The sequence below is a fragment of the Rhizobium sp. NPDC092011 genome, from assembly GCF_044756305.1.
In the GTDB taxonomy this organism is placed as follows: Bacteria; Pseudomonadota; Alphaproteobacteria; order Rhizobiales; family Rhizobiaceae; genus Rhizobium.
This window is the reverse complement of the sequence record NZ_JBIVSO010000011.1, coordinates 1-17,097: the sequence shown is the minus strand read 5'-3', so window position 1 is coordinate 17,097 and position 17,097 is coordinate 1. Positions and strand designations below refer to the sequence as shown.

At 59.3% G+C, this 17,097-nt stretch carries 14 protein-coding genes; 9 read left to right on the top strand and 5 right to left on the bottom strand.

Going from position 1 to position 17,097, the window contains the following annotated elements:
• Nucleotides 1-129 precede the first annotated feature (129 nt).
• Nucleotides 130-1,125, top strand: coding sequence for a GntR family transcriptional regulator (locus tag ACIQJ2_RS29610; protein ID WP_400674083.1), 996 nt, complete (start codon nt 130-132; stop codon nt 1,123-1,125).
• A gap of 49 nt (nt 1,126-1,174) precedes the next feature.
• Here ACIQJ2_RS29610 and ACIQJ2_RS29605 read toward each other — a convergent pair whose 3' ends face one another.
• The 4 genes from ACIQJ2_RS29605 to ACIQJ2_RS29590 form a co-directional block, all read right to left on the bottom strand.
• Nucleotides 1,175-1,462: a hypothetical protein gene (locus ACIQJ2_RS29605; RefSeq protein ID WP_400674085.1), complete on the bottom strand. Its 288-nt coding sequence runs from the start codon at nt 1,460-1,462 to the stop codon at nt 1,175-1,177.
• Between the two features lie 161 nt (nt 1,463-1,623).
• Nucleotides 1,624-3,153: a UxaA family hydrolase gene (locus tag ACIQJ2_RS29600; RefSeq protein ID WP_400674088.1), complete on the bottom strand. Its 1,530-nt coding sequence runs from the start codon at nt 3,151-3,153 to the stop codon at nt 1,624-1,626.
• A 103-nt stretch (nt 3,154-3,256) separates the two neighbouring features.
• Nucleotides 3,257-3,988 carry a response regulator gene (locus ACIQJ2_RS29595; RefSeq protein ID WP_400674090.1) on the bottom strand — a complete coding sequence of 244 codons (732 nt, stop codon included), beginning with the start codon at nt 3,986-3,988 and terminating at the stop codon, nt 3,257-3,259.
• A complete protein-coding gene (locus ACIQJ2_RS29590) occupies nt 3,985-5,223 on the bottom strand; it encodes an ATP-binding protein (protein WP_400674092.1) in 1,239 nt (412 codons plus the stop codon). The genes ACIQJ2_RS29595 and ACIQJ2_RS29590 overlap by 4 nt, the downstream gene beginning before the upstream one ends.
• Before the next feature lie 296 nt (nt 5,224-5,519).
• On the opposite strand from ACIQJ2_RS29590, the gene ACIQJ2_RS29585 reads away from it, so the two are divergent.
• From ACIQJ2_RS29585 to ACIQJ2_RS29565, 5 genes are all read left to right on the top strand, one after another.
• Nucleotides 5,520-6,536, top strand: a complete 1,017-nt coding sequence (locus ACIQJ2_RS29585; protein ID WP_400674094.1) for an ABC transporter substrate-binding protein — start codon at nt 5,520-5,522, stop codon at nt 6,534-6,536.
• Between the two features lie 106 nt (nt 6,537-6,642).
• Entirely contained in the window at nt 6,643-8,106 is a 1,464-nt protein-coding gene (locus tag ACIQJ2_RS29580) for an ATP-binding cassette domain-containing protein (protein WP_400674127.1), read from the top strand.
• A complete protein-coding gene (locus ACIQJ2_RS29575) occupies nt 8,103-9,047 on the top strand; it encodes an ABC transporter permease (protein ID WP_400674097.1) in 945 nt (314 codons plus the stop codon). The genes ACIQJ2_RS29580 and ACIQJ2_RS29575 overlap by 4 nt, the downstream gene beginning before the upstream one ends.
• Entirely contained in the window at nt 9,044-9,994 is a 951-nt protein-coding gene (locus tag ACIQJ2_RS29570) for an ABC transporter permease (protein ID WP_400674099.1), read from the top strand. The genes ACIQJ2_RS29575 and ACIQJ2_RS29570 overlap by 4 nt, the downstream gene beginning before the upstream one ends.
• A gap of 32 nt (nt 9,995-10,026) precedes the next feature.
• Entirely contained in the window at nt 10,027-10,947 is a 921-nt protein-coding gene (locus ACIQJ2_RS29565; RefSeq protein WP_400674101.1) for an SMP-30/gluconolactonase/LRE family protein, read from the top strand.
• A gap of 221 nt (nt 10,948-11,168) precedes the next feature.
• Here ACIQJ2_RS29565 and traA read toward each other — a convergent pair whose 3' ends face one another.
• Nucleotides 11,169-14,369, bottom strand: a complete 3,201-nt coding sequence (gene traA, locus ACIQJ2_RS29560) for a Ti-type conjugative transfer relaxase TraA (protein WP_400674104.1) — start codon at nt 14,367-14,369, stop codon at nt 11,169-11,171.
• 212 nt (nt 14,370-14,581) lie between these two features.
• Here traA and ACIQJ2_RS29555 point away from each other — a divergent pair, with 212 nt between their 5' ends.
• The 3 genes from ACIQJ2_RS29555 to ACIQJ2_RS29545 are packed head-to-tail and all read left to right on the top strand — an operon-like array spanning nt 14,582 to nt 16,805.
• On the top strand, nt 14,582-14,884 hold the full coding sequence (locus ACIQJ2_RS29555; RefSeq protein WP_400674107.1) for a mobilization protein: 303 nt from the start codon (nt 14,582-14,584) through the stop codon (nt 14,882-14,884).
• Entirely contained in the window at nt 14,881-16,458 is a 1,578-nt protein-coding gene (locus tag ACIQJ2_RS29550) for a type IV secretory system conjugative DNA transfer family protein (RefSeq protein ID WP_400674109.1), read from the top strand. Before ACIQJ2_RS29555 ends, ACIQJ2_RS29550 begins: the two co-directional genes overlap by 4 nt.
• The gene (locus ACIQJ2_RS29545; RefSeq protein WP_400674112.1) at nt 16,455-16,805 is read left to right on the top strand and encodes a hypothetical protein; all 351 of its coding nucleotides are present in this window, start codon (nt 16,455-16,457) and stop codon (nt 16,803-16,805) included. The genes ACIQJ2_RS29550 and ACIQJ2_RS29545 overlap by 4 nt, the downstream gene beginning before the upstream one ends.
• Nucleotides 16,806-17,097 lie beyond the last annotated feature (292 nt).

Below are 17,097 nucleotides of genomic sequence, written 5' to 3'. Positions count from 1 at the left end.
TGCTCTTGGGTTATTCGGCCAGGGCCGCACGCTGCCGGGCTGCAAGCACGTCATCCATATTGTTGTGCAACGACTATTCGTGCGATGTTCTGCGCAGGCTGCGGCCTGAGAGGCGAGACATTGGATGACATGAGCGTATCACAGTCAGAGAGCGGCGGTTCGCGCAAGACCAGCCTTTATGAGGAGCTTCATGGGCGGCTCAAGAGAGAGATCCTTGCAGGAGCACTCCCCAAGGGGCTTGTGTTGAGTGAGGCGGCTCTTGCCGATCTGATGGGCAGCAGCAGGGCGCCGGTGCGCCAGGCACTGCAATTGTTGTTCGATGATGGATTGATCGCCAGGTTCGACGGGCGCGGCTTTATCGTGGGCGCGGCCGGGACGCAGCCGACACGGCTCAACCTTGGCGACTATCTGGGCAAGTTGTTTGCTGCTGGCGACGACAGGCCTATGTTTGCCTGGCAGGCGCTTTATGAAGACGTTGAGCGCATCATCGTCCATCGTTCCTTCTTTGGCCGTTATCGCATCAATGAAAACGAGCTTGCGCGCCACTTCGGCGTCGGGCGCGGCGTGGCGCGCGATGTATTGCTGAAGTTGGAGACGCTCGGCATTACCGAAAAGGACGACAATTTTCGCTGGTCGATCGTGCCGCTCGACAGTCAGCGTATCCGCGATCTTTATGAGGTGCGTGCGCAGATCGAACCGGTGGCGCTCGCAAGCGCGCTGGATGGGCTTTCGACGGAGCATGTCGACGCTATGCTGTCACGCCTGTCTCAGGCGCTTGCGGACTATCCCGATGTTTCGGCCTCCACCATGTACGAGCTGGAGCTTGATCTTCATCAGCGCAGTCTCCAGGCCTGCCCGAACAAGGAGTTCCTGAACATCCTGAAGCGAACGCACTGCATTCTCACGCTCAGCAAGCATGTCGTCGGCAGCCGCATTAAAAAGCCCGAATATGAGCCATTCCTTGCCGAGCACATCGGTGTTTTCCAGATGGTGCTGAAACGCGATGAGGAAGGGTTGCGCAAAGCCATGCGCGATCACATCACCAATTCGCAGCCCAATGTGCTGACCCGCGCCGCCTATATCCGCGAACACTACCGGCCCGACGAGTACAGCTTTATTTCATAGATGGGTGGAGAAGCGACCGCTCAATCCGCGTATGGTCGCGGCTTGGCTGCTACTGCACTTTGGACTTTCGCCAACCGGCGGCCCGCGCGTCCGTCTCGCTGCAGAACCAGCGTTCGCCTCGGGAATAATTCACGCGCGTCGCGTCATAGTTTTTCTGGCCCGGAACATAATAGATCCGTTCGCCAGAAGAGGCGCTGATATTGCCCTTGATATTGCAAGCCGGATCCGCGTCCGACCGCACCGACAGGCTCAGAGGCTTCGAAGGCAACTTGTAGCTTCCTGCCATCGTGAAGGATGCGGCCAGACAGAGCGCGGCCAGTGCGACGAACTTAAACATTCTCGGATCTCCCGGTTGCGGGAGGCGTAGCAAACCGCGCTTTCGGTCCGGTTGAGGAGATCGGTCAAAGTCTAGATAAATTCAAGATGGCAGACGTAGCAACCAATTGCGAGCGGTCGCAAATGACTGAGAATGTTGAAAGGCGCCACCGCAGCACTGAATCAGGTGATCGCGCCGACCTGCCACGGAACAAATTCGTTGTCGCCATAGTCGAAGGTCTCGCTCAGCGTCTTTTTTCCGGAGGCAACAGCGATGATTTCCTCGAAGATCCGTTCGCCGGCCGCCTCGATCGTGTCGTCGCCACTGACGATGTCGCCGCAGTTGATGTCCATGTCCTCGCGCATATGGTTATACATTTCGGTGTTCGTGGCGATCTTGACACAGGGCGCCGGCTTGAAGCCCGAAACCGATCCGCGACCCGTCGTGAAACAGATCACGTTGCAGCCGCCTGCCACCTGGCCGGTGACGGCGACGGGATCGTAGCCGGGTGTATCCATGAAGACGAAACCGGGTTCGTCAACGATCTCAGAATATTCGTAGACGGCCTTGAGCGGCATGGACCCGCCCTTGGCGACCGCACCCAGCGACTTCTCAAGGATCGTCGTCAAGCCGCCGAGCTTGTTGCCATAGGACGGATTATTGTTGAGCTCGGCGCCATTGCGGCGGGTATAATCGCGCCACCAGTCAATCCTCGAAAGGAGCTTCTCGGCAACCGCCGGCGTGACCGCGCGGCGTGTCAAAAGGTGCTCCGCGCCATAGATCTCCGGCGTTTCTGCCAATACCGAGGTTCCGCCATTGCGCACGAGCAGATCGGAGGCGTAGCCAAGTGCGGGATTGGCGGAGATCCCCGAATAGCCGTCTGACCCCCCACATTCCAGGGCGAGCTTGATACCCGAGAGCGGTTGAACGGTACGCTTGGCGGAATTCACCTCGGGCAGCATGTCGCGGATCATCTCGGATGCGGCGGCGATCGTCTTGCGAGTGCCGCCCAGATCCTGGATGGTCATGGTGCGCAACCGGTTTCCCTCTTCAAGCTTGTAGTGTTCGAGGATGGGCGCGATCTGGTTGGTTTCGCAGCCTAGGCCGATCATCAGGATGCCGCCGAAATTCGGATGGCGCGCGTAACCCTGAAGGGTGCGTGCCAGATAACGATATCCTTCGGAATTGGTGTTTATAGCACAACCGCCGCCATGGGTGAGGGCCACCACGCCGTCGACGTTGTCGAAGCCATCCAAGCCGCCGCTGCGGTTGAAATGCTCGGCGATATATTTCGAGACGGTTGCCGAGCAATTCACCGTGGTGATGATGCCGATGAAGTTGCGGGTGCCGACGCCGCCGGCACCTCGATCAAAGCCCATGAAGGTCCGACAGTCCGCCTGCGGCAGCATGCCTGCCTCTTCAATGTCGACACTGAACTGATAGGGATGCTCGGACTCGATCACGGCCAGATTCTGCAAATGGACATGGCCGCCCGCCGGAATGAACTGTGTCGCAACGCCGATCGGTTGGCCGAACTTGCGGATCTCCTGTCCCGCCTGGATGTCGCGCACTGCGATCTTGTGACCGCGCGGGATCTGGTCCACCGCAATCAGGCCATCAATGCCTGTCGGACTTCCCGCGCGGATCATGGCCCGCGCGACCGCGACATCGTCGATGGAATTGAGCAAGATGACAGGAGAAACGGCGGACATGGCAAATTCCACAAGGGTTGGATTAATGTCTATTGCTAGCAATAGACAATTATTCGATGGGAAACGTCAAGCATGATCCATGCTGGAGTCAACGCTTTACCTCTTAGTCGTGCGGCTGGCGCGCGAGCCAAACGCTGAGATCGGTCTCTGCCCGCTCAAGTGCATTGTGATTGAGCAGCTTTCGAAGAAACGCTACGGCAACCGCTCGCGTTCGCAGATTGAACCGGCCATCATCGTCCTGGCCGCCGATCGGCTGATAAACGCCGAGTTTGACGTAGAGCTGCTGCAAACGGTTCTGCACGCTCCGCACTGAGAGATTGCGCCTATTCGCGATGGCGCGATCGGTCAACCCAAGGGCGATGTCCACCAGGATTTCATATTCGGCCTCGGTGAAGCCGTTGGTGTTGCCGAGACTCTTTTGCTGCATGCCGCGGACTTCGCGGTCAATCACGCACTGGCTCTCGATGAAGATGCTGCGGAGTGCCAGTTTCAGCCGGTCGTCAGAGGCGGATTTCAGGACATAACCATAGACGGCACCGGCCGGTACGATGCGCGAGACACCGCGAACATAGGCCTCGTCTGAGTAGTTTGACCAGAAGAGGATACGTGTCTCCGGTCGCTCTTTCCATATCGTGCGCGCAGCCTCGATGCCATTGCGTTGGCCCATCTGCAGATCCATGACGATGTGGGCGGATTTCCAGTCGCGGGCCAGCCGCTCGCCCGTGCCACCGTTTTCGGCCTCGAGCACGCCGTCACATTCAGGAAGGGCCGCGCGGATGGCTTCGCTGAGGTAGGAGCGATGAAGCGGATCGTCCTCGATGATCAGAACCTTCATGCCGTCGCGCTCTCCGATGGTTTGGCGGCGATCGGCAAACTGACGCTGACCAGCGTTCCTCCGGTTTCCGCCTTTGCCTTGATCGCGAAACGCGCCGAGATAAGGCGCGCTCGAGTTCTCATATTTTCTATGCCGCCTCCAGATGATCTGCGGGCGTTTCCGAGCCCGACACCGTCGTCCATAACCTCAATGGTCAATGCGCTCTCGGAGGCTTTCAACTGGACCTCTATACTGCTCGCTTGAGCATGCCGGATTGCGTTGTTGATGGCTTCCTGGCCGATGCGGAAGAGCGCGATGGAAACGAATTGTTCAAGGCAATCAATGGCGCCGCCGGTCTCGTCTTTCAGGGACCATGTCAAAGTGGCCCCACTTTCCTGGATGGATCGCTCCAGGTGGTTCTCAACCGCTTGCGCGAAGCCGAACAGTTGAAGGACAGAGGGTTTGGCTTCCTCAATGATCTGGCGAAGATCGTGCATGCTATGTTGCAATCCGCGAAACAGCGGCTCAAGTGCTTCACCTGTGACATCGGGCTGGCGTGCGAGGCGCTCCAGTCGACGTGAGAGACGGGTTAGATCGGCAAGGATTTGGTCGTGCAGGTCCATGCCGATGCGCTGACGCTCGGCTTCGAGCGCCTCGGTCAGTTTCAGGGCGCCAAGTCGCAGACCCTCTTCGCGCGCGCGGGCTTCCGCTTCGACGATTGCCGAGCGCTTCGCCTGATCGGCGGCGCGGATGGCAAAGAAGTGAGGGGCCAGGAGATCGGCAATGACGCGCGCATTTTCGATATCTTCCATCGTATAGAGGCCGGTCCGGTGGCTTGAGCAGGAGAGGGCGCCAATTACGTGACCCTGAACCTTAAGAGGCACATGCAGACGGCTATGCAGTGACTGATGAAAGATCGGATGCGAGAAGGCGCCTTGGAAATGAAACTGCGGATCGCTCCAGGCGTCATCGGTCAAAAGGTAGTCGGTCTCGCCCCAAAGAAGTGTCCGGATAGGGCTATTGCTCACGGGTGCTGGAAAGCGGCGCCCCCAATCCGTCTCAAGTCCGGTCTCATATGCGGTGTGGAACTGCTCATCCACCAGAATGATGCAGACGTCCAGATGATCATGCGGGATGACATGGCTGATTTCAGCGGCAACCGATTGGATAACGGAATGAAAGTCGAGTTGACCGGCGAGTAGCCTTGATATGTTGAGATAGTGGTCGAAGACCGATGCCGGCGCCAGATTGCGCAAAACAAGCCCTCCCAGGCAGCATGTCGATCGCTTCTCCTCCGATCGATCTCAATTGCGAATTCTACGCTATTAAGCGCCTATCCGAGCTATCCGTCCTGCGGATTTGCGCATTTTTTCTGCGGGATCCCGCAACGTCTCACCCGTTAAGCGCCTGTACAAGCGTAACAATCTCGGACATCCTACTTTTACTGAGGGGGGAACCTTCAGTGCAAATATTATTTTCGATCGGTCGTTGAGGAGCGCCTTCGAAAATCTCGGCTCGGAAGTGGAAGTACGGGCTCTTTTGGGAGGAAAATATGAATATTGCGAAGATGCTTCTGGCATCCGCCGCCATCGCTTGCGTTGTCGTGCCGGGTTCCGCTTTTGCAGACACGTCATCCAAGAAGATTGCATTGTCGAATAATTATGCCGGCAATTCATGGCGTCAGGCCATGTTGACCAGTTGGCAGAAGGTGACCGGCGATGCGGTCAAGACGGGCGTTGTTGCCGCTGCCGATCCGTTTACGACGGCAGAAAATCAGGCGACCGAGCAGGCCGCGCAGATCCAGAACATGATCCTGCAGGGCTATGATGCGATCGTCATCGATGCCGCGTCTCCGACTGCGTTGAATGGTGCCATCAAGGAAGCCTGCGACGCCAAGATCGTCGTCGTTTCCTTTGACGGTATCGTCACTGAACCCTGCGCATGGCGTATCGCCGTCGATTTCAAGGGCATGGGCGCCAGCCAGATCGATTATCTCGCCAAGAAGATGCCGAAGGGTGGCAATGTGCTGGAAATTCGCGGGCTTGCGGGCGTCTCTGTCGATGACGAGATTTCCGCCGGCATTCATGACGCAGCGGCCAAATATCCGCAGTTCAAGATCGTCGGCTCAGTTCATGGCGACTGGGCACAGGACGTCGCACAACGCGCCGTGGCCGGCATCCTGCCGAGCCTTCCCGACATCGCAGCGGTCGTCACCCAGGGTGGTGACGGATATGGTGCAGCCCAGGCATTCGCCGCTGCAAAGCGCACGATGCCGACGATCGTGATGGGTAACCGGCAGGATGAGCTCGCCTGGTGGAAGAAGGAAAAGGATGCCAGTGGCTATGAGACCATGTCGGTTTCGATTGCTCCGGGTGTCTCGACGCTCGCATTCTGGGTAGCCCAACAGATCCTAGACGGCCAACAGGTGAAGAAGGATCTGGTCGTGCCGTTCCTGCGCATCGACCAGGATAATCTTGAAACCAACCTTGCGACGACGCAGGCCGGTGGGGTCGCCAATGTCGAATACACACTGGACGACGCAAAGAAGGTTATCGCCGCAGCGAAGTAATCACGTAGTCCGAATAGGAAGCCCGGCGCTGCCAATCAAAGGCGGTGCCGGTTGGACCCAACGCCCGGCCGGACGATCCATGGTTTCAGTCAAAGACAATAGCGTGATGGAAGAGAATACCGAGCAACAAGCTGTCGTCTCGGTCAAAGGCATCAAGATGCATTTCGGTGCCGTCAAGGCGCTGGATGGTGCCGACCTCGCCATTCATGCCGGCGAATGTATTGGACTCGTTGGACACAACGGCGCAGGCAAATCGACGATCGTCAACGTCATCAATGGTGGCCTCAGCCCCCATGAGGGAACGGTCGCCTATGATGGCGACGCCAAGATGCATGGCGTTAATGCGGCCCGCGCGCATGGTATTCGCTGCGTCTTTCAGGAGCTTTCGCTCGCTCCCAATCTGACCGTGGTCGAAAACATGCGCATCGTGCATCATGGCCTCTCCGGCTGGAATTGGCGTCGACGGGCAGCTGCGATTGTTGGTGCCAAGCTTGACGAGATCTTTGCCGGTCACAAGATCGACGTCATGCGCACGGTCGGCGAGCTTTCCATCGCCGAACGCCAGATGGTGGAGATCGCGATTATTTTCGCGACCGTCACTGAGAGGCCGAAACTCGTTATTCTTGATGAGCCGACGTCATCGCTCGATGCGGGGCTCGCGGCCCAGCTGATGGCCTATGTACGCGACTTCGTCCAAGCTGGCGGCGCGGTGATGCTGATCTCGCACATCCTTGGCGAAATCCTGACAACCGCGAGCCGTATCGTGGTCATGAAAGACGGCCGCATCGTTGCAGATCGCGCTGCGCGGGACTTCGGTGTGAAGAGCCTTGTCCAGGCAATGGGTAGCGTCGTCAAGGAACAGAACCGCAAGCGCAAAGATGGGGAGCGCGCCGCTACGCCGCAGATCCTTGCATTGCCTCCGCGTGGTGGGCGAGGCCTTCGCTTTGAAGCTCGCAAAGGAGAGGTGATCGGTCTTGCTGGTCTCGCCGGGCATGGTCAGACCGATATGCTGCTCGACCTTCATCGCTCGCTATCAAGCAGCTGGTTTCCCGGCAGAAGAGATAGCATTGCCTTCGTCGCCGGCGACCGTAGCCTGAACGGGACGTTTCCTTTGTGGAGCATCCTGAAAAATCTCAGCGTCGCGTCCCTTGGCGATCTGTCGAAGGTGTTCCTGATCGACAGACAGCGGGAACACGGCCTTGGCGCGGACTGGAAGGGGCGGATCGAGATCCGAACACCGACCATGGCAAACGGCATTCTGTCATTGTCCGGCGGCAACCAACAAAAGGTCCTGTTTGCGCGCGCCCTGGCGACCACGTCGCCTATCGTGCTCATGGACGATCCCATGCGCGGCGTCGACATTGGCACCAAGCAGGAAGTCTATCAAATCCTGAACGACGAGGCTTCGGCTGGCCGGACCTTCGTCTGGTACTCCACGGAAATGGACGAAATCCGCCTTTGCGACCGTGCCTACGTGTTTCGCGACGGCGCAATTGTCGCGGAGCTCGTCGGAGACGATATCACGGAGGAAAATGTGCTTGCAGCGTCCTTTGACGGAGAGGGCGCATGATCCGTCCATCGTCCTCAACCCTGCGCCTCCTGATCCCGGCTCTTTCGCTTGGCGTCTTGCTGATTGCGGTCTTTTATCTTCAACCACGGGCGATGAGCTATGTCGGGCTCAATCTTCTTTTCAATCTCGCAGTGCCGATCGCGTTGGCGACGATTGCCCAGATGATGATCATGGCAGTCAATGATCTCGATCTGTCGATGGGAACATTTGTGAGCTTTACCGCCTGTGTCGCGGCGACCTATTTACAGTCGTCGCCGCTTCTCGGTGTCCTCATCCTGGCCGCAGCGATTGCTGTCTATGCCGTCATGGGCGTGATTATTTATGTCAAGGACCTACCATCGATCGTTGTCACCCTTGGCATGAGCTTTGTCTGGGGTGGCCTTGCGGTGCTGTTACTTCCGGCACCTGGGGGAACTGCCCCTGACTGGGCTCGCTGGTTGATGACGTCAAAGCCGCCATTCGTCCCTGTGGCAATCGTAGCAAGCGTCATTATTGCGCTTATCTCTCACCTGATCCTCATGCGCTCTTCTTTCGGCGTTCTCATCCGTGGGGTCGGCGGCAATCAACGCTCGCTTCAGCGTGCCGGTTGGTCTGTCCTGGGCTTGCGTGCGGCAGCATACGGCCTCGCTGGTCTGTTTGCTGTGCTATCGGGCATTGCGCTGGTTGGGTTAACGACTTCCGCGGATGCAAATATTGCTTTGCGCTACACGCTGCTGTCGATCGCCGGGGTCATACTGGGTGGCGGTGAATTCATCGGTGGTCGTGTCTCGCCGGTCGGGGCCGTCATCGGTGCCCTGACATTGACCCTGGCGGGTTCGTTTCTGTCATTCCTGCGGATTTCTCCGGATTGGCAGATCGGTGCGCAGGGCGCCATCCTGATTATCGTTCTGGCCTTGCGGCTTCTGCTCAACCGCGTCGAAAAGCGGGAGAAACACGCATGATCGCCCTCCGCATGCTCGGCAAGAAGCCATGGATCTGGTCCTTTCTTGCCACGACCATCGTCTGGATTGTGACCGTTCTCTTTACGGGTGGGGCGAGTTCGATAGGCCTGTCGCAGGCGGCCCTGACATTCGCAGCCTTCTCCGTGATCGTCGGGATCGGGCAGATGTTTGTCATCACGCTCGGACCGGGGAATATCGATCTGTCCGTACCCTCCACCATGACGCTTGCCGGGACAGTGGCGCTGAAGCTGATGAATGTCGAGGACGGTATGATCGTGCCCGGCCTCTTGGTGTCGATCCTGATCGGACTTGGCGTCGGCATCGGCAATTATGCGCTCATCAAGCTTTTGCGCATCCCGCCGATCATCGCGACGCTTTCGATGAGCTTCATCATCCAATCGACGGCCATATGGAGCAATCGTGGCCTGCGCATCAAACCGCCGGAGCAATTGGCCGATTTCACGACGTCAGGCTTCCTCGGCATTCCAAATATCGCGCTCGTTGCGCTAGTGCTCTCGCTGCTTGCCTGGGTGTTGCTGGAGCGGACGATCTACGGCCGGTGGATCTCGGCAATCGGACAAAGCATGTTTGCGGCGCGCATGGCAGGCATTCCCGTCGATGGCACGCGGCTGGTGACCTATGTGCTCTGCTCCATTCTGGCGTCGATCTGCGGCTACCTGCTGGCGAGCTTTTCCGGCGGTGCTGCCCTCAACATGGGGGCCGAATATCTGTTGATGTCGATTGCCGTGGTCATCATCGGCGGAACCGTGGTGGCCGGAGGAGACTCGAACGTTCCGGGGATATGGGGCGCCTCGCTCTTCATGTTCCTGGTCGTGTCCATGCTCAACACCTATGGGTTTGGCGCTGGCCCGAGGCTCGTTTTGACTGGCCTTATCATCATTGCAGTCATCCTTGTTGCCGGCGGCCGCCCAGGCGGCGGGCGCTGACACCAATTCCTCCCAATTTCAGGACCTTCGAAATGCCGCATGACGTGTCGCCCCTCTATGAGATTTACGATTCCCGCTTCCGCAATCTTGTGGTGCCGAGTGCCGGACTGGACGAGCTCGATTCCGATTGCCGCTGGGCAGAAGGACCCGTCTGGTTTGCTGATACCGGGTGTCTGATCTGGAGCGACATCCCGAATGAACGCATGTTGCGCTGGGTGCCAGGCGGAGGTGTGTCGATCTTCCGCTCGCCATCGAATTTTGCCAACGGCAATACCCGCGATCGCCAGGGCCGCTTACTGTCCTGCGAACATGGCGGCCGCCGGGTGACCCGTACCGAGACTGATGGTTCCATCACCGTTCTTGCGGACAGCTATAAGGGCAAACGTCTGAATTCACCCAACGATGTCGTCGTGCGCTCGGATGGAACCATTTGGTTCACCGATCCGACCTACGGCATCCTGTCAAACTACGAGGGTTACAAGGCCGAACCTGAGCAGATAACACGCAATGTCTACCGGCTTGATCCATCGACAGGCGCGCTTGAGGTCGTGGTCGACGATTTCGGCCAGCCGAATGGTCTGGCCTTCTCGCCTGACGAAACCAGACTCTATGTGGCGGATTCTGCCGCGAGCCATGATCTCAGCGCTCCGCGACACATTAGGGTTTTTGATGTCGTGAATGGTAGAACCCTGACAAATGGCCGCGTTTTCTGCAAGATCGACGCCGGCATCCCGGACGGGTTTCGGGCTGATATTGAGGGCAATATCTGGACAAGCGCGGGTGACGGCGTTCACTGCTTCGCGCCGGAGGGTACGCTGATCGGCAAGATCAAGGTTCCTCAGACGGTGGCCAATCTCACCTTCGGTGGTCCGCGTCGAAATCAGCTGTTCATCGCCGCTACGCGTTCGGTCTATCGTGTCTTCACCACAGCGACCGGTGCGCAAATGCCCTGAAGGTGCTCGAGAACAAATCGGCACCTCCAATTCCGGCTGAGAACTCGATAGTTCGTTCGCGGTTGCACCTTAATGGATTTCTGCGAGCTTATTGCGACGAAGGGAGCGCTTGTGAGTGCACAGCAGGACTGGCGTCACGGTACAACAGCACAGAGCCCCGCTTGGAGAGGGTGTTGCGAACGCCGTATTGATCCGTTGCCGGTTTGGCGACGCGGCTCGCATTACCTCTCCAGCCTCAATCCCTTATTGAGGCCACGCTTCAGCTGCTGCTGGCGAGACAACTCGGCGCGCTGAGCTCGATCTGTTATCCGCGCAATTGCCCGGATCCTCTCGATCTCGACTGTGGCCTTTGCACCAAGCCGCAGATTGTCGGGTGTAAGGTCACGTGAATCTGAGCTCCCAAACCGCAGTTCGAGCGCTTGCGCGACCTGGGTTGCCTCGGTGAGTGCCTCCCTCCCGGCCGGGCTGCCGGATAGGCGCGCAAGGAACTGGGGCCGCTCGGCCTGGGGCAGGGCATCGAACTCCCTGAGAATGGCCTCGCTGCGTTTCGTCAGACCCGGAACCTCGATGACATCGCGCTTTTCGCGCTTCCAGGTTTCCGAACTGCGCTCGGCTTCCAGCCAGCGTTCCCACCGTTGGCCGATCGAGGCGATGTGATGGGCGAGCGCCCTGGCCTGATGACGAGCTGCCTTGCGATCCCTGCTGTCGCCAAGGAGGCCCGATCTGCCACGCAGCTCTCCGAACTGCTCCGGGTGCTGGATCATCCGTTTGGCCAGCAACTCCCTATTTGCACTCTCCTGGAGAATGGCGGCGCCAAGCTTGCCGGCCACCCTCTCCGGATTGGCGTAGACATGGCCGCACACCGACCGCACCGCCTCCATCGCCTGATCAAACTGCGGTCGTGCCCGCTCACGCGCGACGTCTTCGACGCTTTTGCTGTAATGCGTGATCGCTGGCACCAATGGATCGAGCTTGCCCACCATGTTGCGAGTTGGCGGTCCGAGGTCGATCTCACCGTGGAGATTGGTGTCGTCGCCTAGTCCTCGCCTGTCGGCAAAGGCCCGGGTGTAGTCAAGCGTTGTCTCCTTGGCGCCCGACCGGCTCATGGTGGCGCCAAGCGCCTTCATGTCCTTCAGTTCATCGCGGCCGGCATAGAGCTTTGCGGCGTCGCGATGGCGCGTCATCGCCACATAGGTGAGGTGCCGATCCATGGTGGCAGACGCCATGACAAAGGCGCGATCGACGGTCGACCCCTGCGATTTGTGGATCGTTGTCGCATAGCCATGATCAAAGGCTTGGTAACGATTAACCGGTAGGGTCAAGGCACGGGTGCCTTCTCTCCCGTTGCCGTCGAGCCTGATCTGTATTGCGTCCGGTTCGACGGCCGCCACCGTCCCCAGCATGCCATTTTTGACGGCAAGATCTCGGTTGTTTTCCAGAAGTACGATGCGATCGCCCGGCGCGAACGAGCGCTTGCCGTCATTGGTCTGATAGAGGACTTCACGACCAAGCTCGCCCTGATCATCTCCGCCTTTTGCCAGACGACCTCTCTCCTGACGTGACGATCGAATACCGGCATTGATGGCACGGACATCGACGCGCCGATGAGCAAGCGCGATCCGCGACCCTCCCGGGTTGTTCTCCACATCCGCAACATAGTCCCGCACCAGATCGGCGCGAGCGTCCTCGCGGGTTTCGTGGAATTGGATGCGGTCGCGGTCGGCATAATGGGCAAGGGCCGCAGTGGTGCGATGCGTGGCAAAGGCGACCGACGCCTCGCGTTGCCAGCCCTCGCGCTGACGACGAATTTCCCTGAGTTCGACGGCTCCGACGCATTCGACAATGGCCCGGAACGGCGATCCCGCGCCGATCGCCTGCAGCTGTTCGTGGTCGCCAACCAGAACCAGCTTTGCGCCACGCGCCTCCACCTCGCCGACAAAGCGCGCAAGCTGTCGGCTGCCAACCATGCCGGCCTCATCGATGACAAGAATGTCGCCTCTGCCAAGCTCGCCCTTGCCCGACTGCCACCCATATTCCCACGACGCCAATGTCCGTGCCGCGATCCCCGAAGACTCCTCCAGCCCCTCGGCTGCCTTGCCAGCAAGAGCCGCGCCATGAACGCGATATCCCTGCCGTTCCCAGGCATCGCGCGCCGCCGCCAGCATCGTCGATTTGCCGGCGCCGGCAAAGCCGATCACAGCGGCAATCTGCGTCGGCCCGGTCAGGTGCTGAACCGCAATCCGCTGCTCGCCACTCAAGCCGGCCTGGGCAACCTGACGGTCTCGTTCGGCGACTGTGATGTCACCGCAATTGAGACGGCCGCTCAGCGATGCCGCGGTGCCAAGCTTGATGGCGCTGTCCTGCCGCGCCACCGCCTGGTCGACAAACCGACCGGCGACACCATGGCTGGACGAGCGGCTCATGCGTTCCGCGCTAGCGGCCAGGGCGTGCTCAATCTCAAGCATTTCTCGTGTCGAATAGCGCGCCAGTTCGCCCTTCTGCTCTGCGCGCAATTCGACAAGGGCAGGAGAGGCCATGACGGAGGCAAAGGCATTCTGGAACGCTTGCGGATCGTCGATATAGCGATGCAGCGCCCGCGCCACGTCATATCGGTCGAAGACGCTCTTTTCCGCCGTTAGCATCGACAGGACCTGGTCCGGCTTTTCCCGGATGAGATCGGCATTGCGTCGTGCCGCCTTCTCGTCGATACGTGCGCGTGATACCTCCAGACCGCGCCGCTCCATCTGCGATGCAAAGACCCCCATATGCTCGGTCGGCTCGATCTCGAGACCACGCTCCAGATGCGAGCGATGATCGATCCTGGCATCGAGGCCGGCGAGCATCAGATGACGGTTGGCATGCTGCTCCCAGGTCTGCCTGATCTCGCGAAGCTGCATGTGCGATGTCGGCTGGTTGCTGTTGAGCAGCCACTTGTTCTCCCGCTCGATCAACGTCTTCTCACCGAGCCCTTGAGCACTGACCATACGCGTGGTCATCAGCATATGGGCATGGGCGTTTCGGACATCGCCCTGGACATGCGGCCGATGGATGGCGAAGTCGACGGCGGCGCCATAGCGGTTGGCAAGATCCTGGGCGAAGTCGCGGGTCAATGTCAGGCGCTGTTCGGGGCTCAACTCATGCGGAAGCGCAAGCTCGAACTCGCGGGCAACCCGCGCATCGCTTCGCCTCTCCGCACGCTCCGCCGTGTTCCAGAGCTTTGCGCGATCCAGTGCCCAGGCTGCCTCGATGCCCTTGGGAAGGACGATCTCGGTATGCTCGACCCCCTGCTTATGGGTGAAGTCATGGGTCAGGCCGTCGCGCTCGTTGAGGATCTTCGTCGCAGTCCGATAGGCGATTGCGGCGACGGCGCTTCTGCCGCCACCGCGGGCAATCGGCTTCATGCTGCAATGATAGATCGCCAAATCTCATGTTCCCGAAGCAAACGGAGGTTTTGAGCGCTGAGTTGCGCAGCAACTCGTAAGTGCGCCCTTGGAACTTCAATCGCTGCGCTCTTTCAGTAGGGATCAGGCACACAACGCCATCAACTCCCATTTCTGTCAGTTGCGATCGGGAGGGGGGCGCCTAGGGTCCGAGCATTCGACGCTCGAGATGGAATTCCTGCGGAAGGATAGTCATGGCGCGCAAGACGATCGAACAGCGCATCGCCGAACTGGAAGTGCGAAAGAAGACCCTGATGGCGCGGCTTGGCAAACGGGAGCGCGCGGAGGATACGAGGCGCAAGATCCTGCTGGGTGCGCTTGTCCTCTATCATCTCCAGCAGGGCAAGGATCTATTTCTGCGGGACCTGGAGAACTGGTTGCGTCGAGAGCTTCCGGGCTACCTCAGCCGCGATCAGGACAGGATCCTGTTTCCCGAGTTCATCGATGCGCCCAGCCAACCCGGCCCGGAGGAAGCTGGAATCGAGGACAGGCGATGAAGCTCCTTCGGCTGCTGAAGTCCGTTGTCACCGCTCCAGTCTATGCGATCATCGGCGGTCTGCTCGGCCTGGTATTGGCGGCGCTCATCCTGCTGGCGAACGGCGCTGCGCATTGGCTCTCTGACCAGGAAGAGGGATACATCAGCTTTGCCGTCACGGTCATTGCACAGCATCTGCCCGCGGTGCTGTTGGTGGGTGGTATCATCGGCGCGTTCGTGCCGATCTCGCATCTGCGCGGCGCGGTGTTCGGATCCGCCCGTTGGGCCAATCGCAAGGAGCGGCAGGCGCTCGGCAAGATCGACACCGGCTTGCTGATTGGCCGCGATCCGACAAGCCGGCAACTGCTGCGCTATGACGGGCCGGCACATTTGCTGACGATGGCGCCGACCCGTACCGGCAAGGGTGTCGGCACCGTCATTCCCAATCTATTGACGGCCGATCGCTCGGTGATCTGCATCGATCCGAAAGGGGAGAATGCCAGGATCGCTAGCCGGGCGCGGCAATCCTTCGGACCTGTTGCCATCCTCGATCCCTTCGGGGTCACCGGCATGCCATCGGCGGCCTTCAATCCTCTCGATACGTTCGATCCGTCCAGCCTCGATGTTGCGGAAGACGCCAGTACTCTAGCCGATGCACTGGTGTTCGATGAACCGGGCATGGCGGGCGAGGCGCATTGGAACGAAGAGGCCAAGGCGCTGATTGCGGGGATCATTCTTTACATCATTGCCCATGAGCCTCCGGACGATCGGACGCTGATCCGCTTGCGTGAGTTTCTCACCCTGGCGCCGGAGGCATTCGTGGCTCTGCTCCACCGCATGCAGGCGTCAGGCGAGATCCTCGGTCTCATTGCTCGCGCCGCCAATCGCCATCTCGGCAAGTCCGATCGCGAGGCCGCGGGCGTTCTGTCGGCTGCGCAACGCCACACGCATTTTCTCGACAGTCCACGCATGGGCGCTGTCCTCGGCCGATCGGACATTCGCTTTGCCGATCTCAAGCATCGCAACGCAACGGTGTTTCTGGTTCTGCCGCCGGATCGGCTTTCGACCTATGCCCGTTGGCTGCGCCTGCTCGTCAGCCAAAGTCTCGCCGACATGGCGCGTGATCCAGTCAAATCCAAACTCCCCGTCCTCTATCTCCTTGATGAATTCGCCGCACTCGGCCATCTCGCGCCGATCGAAAGGGCCATGGGCCTCATGGCTGGATATGGCGTTCAGCTCTGGCCGATTGTTCAGGACATTCATCAACTCAGGGCAACCTACGGCCAGAGGGCAGGGACGTTCCTGTCCAATGCCGGGATCCTGCAGGTGTTCGGTGTCAATGACATCGAGACGGCGGAGATGATTGGCAAGACGATCGGCAAGACGGATGCCCAGTACTTCACCGGATCCTGGAGCGAGGGAAAACACTCGACCTCCGAGCACGTTTCTGCGCGTGACCTCATTAATCCCGATGAGATCATGAGGCTGTCACAGCAACAGATGATCCTGCTGCGGCAAGGGCAGCGGCCCGCGCTCGTGCGCAAGCTGCGATACTTCGATGATCCGGAGTTCAAGGGACTTTATGTGCCGCCGTGAATGAAACACAGGACCTGATCAAAACGCTGATGTTCACGGCGGACTGCATTGTGAACAGTGCCGCCAGCGAGAGGAGGCGCATCGCCGAGGCTTACGCCAGCGCCCACGAACTGGTGGCGAAGATCCCATTGAGAAATGGGAGTGCCTATCCTTGGATCATTGCCTGTTTCGAGCAATTTGACCGCTATCGGGCGGCCAGCGATGTTGCCTGTTCGGGGTGGATGCTGGCCGCGTTAGAATTCCGATTGGATGAGCATGGTCTGGAGGGTTGGCGGGAGCTCCGCTCAATCGTGGACCAGCTAGTAGCGCTACTGCCGCTGCCGACGGCGATTGCAACAGTCCACTGACTGCTCGCACAGGATTTTCAGAAGGAGATCGCTAGGCACGAGCGCCTGTAAGTGTGCGGTCGGAGCTCACTGCTGATCTGAGAACAGCAAAATCCCATTGCCCCTTAGTTCCGCTGCATATAGCGCGGCAATCAGGATGAGACGCTTGCGACAATCTGGATGAGATTCTTAGGTCGCGGTCGGGATCAAGTTATCATGCTGATTGCCGCTGACAAGTTCTTCGTCGTTTTCTGATTGCCGCTCCGCGACAGATGGCACTGAGGTTCTGATTGTCGCGAAGGAAGCCGGTCGG

Bases quoted from the DNA above. Each gene is read 5' to 3' on its own strand.
- ACIQJ2_RS29610 (WP_400674083.1), top strand. From the start codon at position 130: ATGAGCGTATCACAGTCAGAGAGCGGCGGTTCGCGCAAGACCAGCCTT.
- ACIQJ2_RS29605 (WP_400674085.1), bottom strand. From the start codon at position 1,462: ATGTTTAAGTTCGTCGCACTGGCCGCGCTCTGTCTGGCCGCATCCTTC.
- ACIQJ2_RS29600 (WP_400674088.1), bottom strand. From the start codon at position 3,153: ATGTCCGCCGTTTCTCCTGTCATCTTGCTCAATTCCATCGACGATGTC.
- ACIQJ2_RS29595 (WP_400674090.1), bottom strand. From the start codon at position 3,988: ATGAAGGTTCTGATCATCGAGGACGATCCGCTTCATCGCTCCTACCTC.
- ACIQJ2_RS29585 (WP_400674094.1), top strand. From the start codon at position 5,520: ATGAATATTGCGAAGATGCTTCTGGCATCCGCCGCCATCGCTTGCGTT.
- ACIQJ2_RS29580 (WP_400674127.1), top strand. From the start codon at position 6,643: ATGGAAGAGAATACCGAGCAACAAGCTGTCGTCTCGGTCAAAGGCATC.
- ACIQJ2_RS29575 (WP_400674097.1), top strand. From the start codon at position 8,103: ATGATCCGTCCATCGTCCTCAACCCTGCGCCTCCTGATCCCGGCTCTT.
- ACIQJ2_RS29570 (WP_400674099.1), top strand. From the start codon at position 9,044: ATGATCGCCCTCCGCATGCTCGGCAAGAAGCCATGGATCTGGTCCTTT.
- ACIQJ2_RS29565 (WP_400674101.1), top strand. From the start codon at position 10,027: ATGCCGCATGACGTGTCGCCCCTCTATGAGATTTACGATTCCCGCTTC.
- ACIQJ2_RS29555 (WP_400674107.1), top strand. From the start codon at position 14,582: ATGGCGCGCAAGACGATCGAACAGCGCATCGCCGAACTGGAAGTGCGA.
- ACIQJ2_RS29550 (WP_400674109.1), top strand. From the start codon at position 14,881: ATGAAGCTCCTTCGGCTGCTGAAGTCCGTTGTCACCGCTCCAGTCTAT.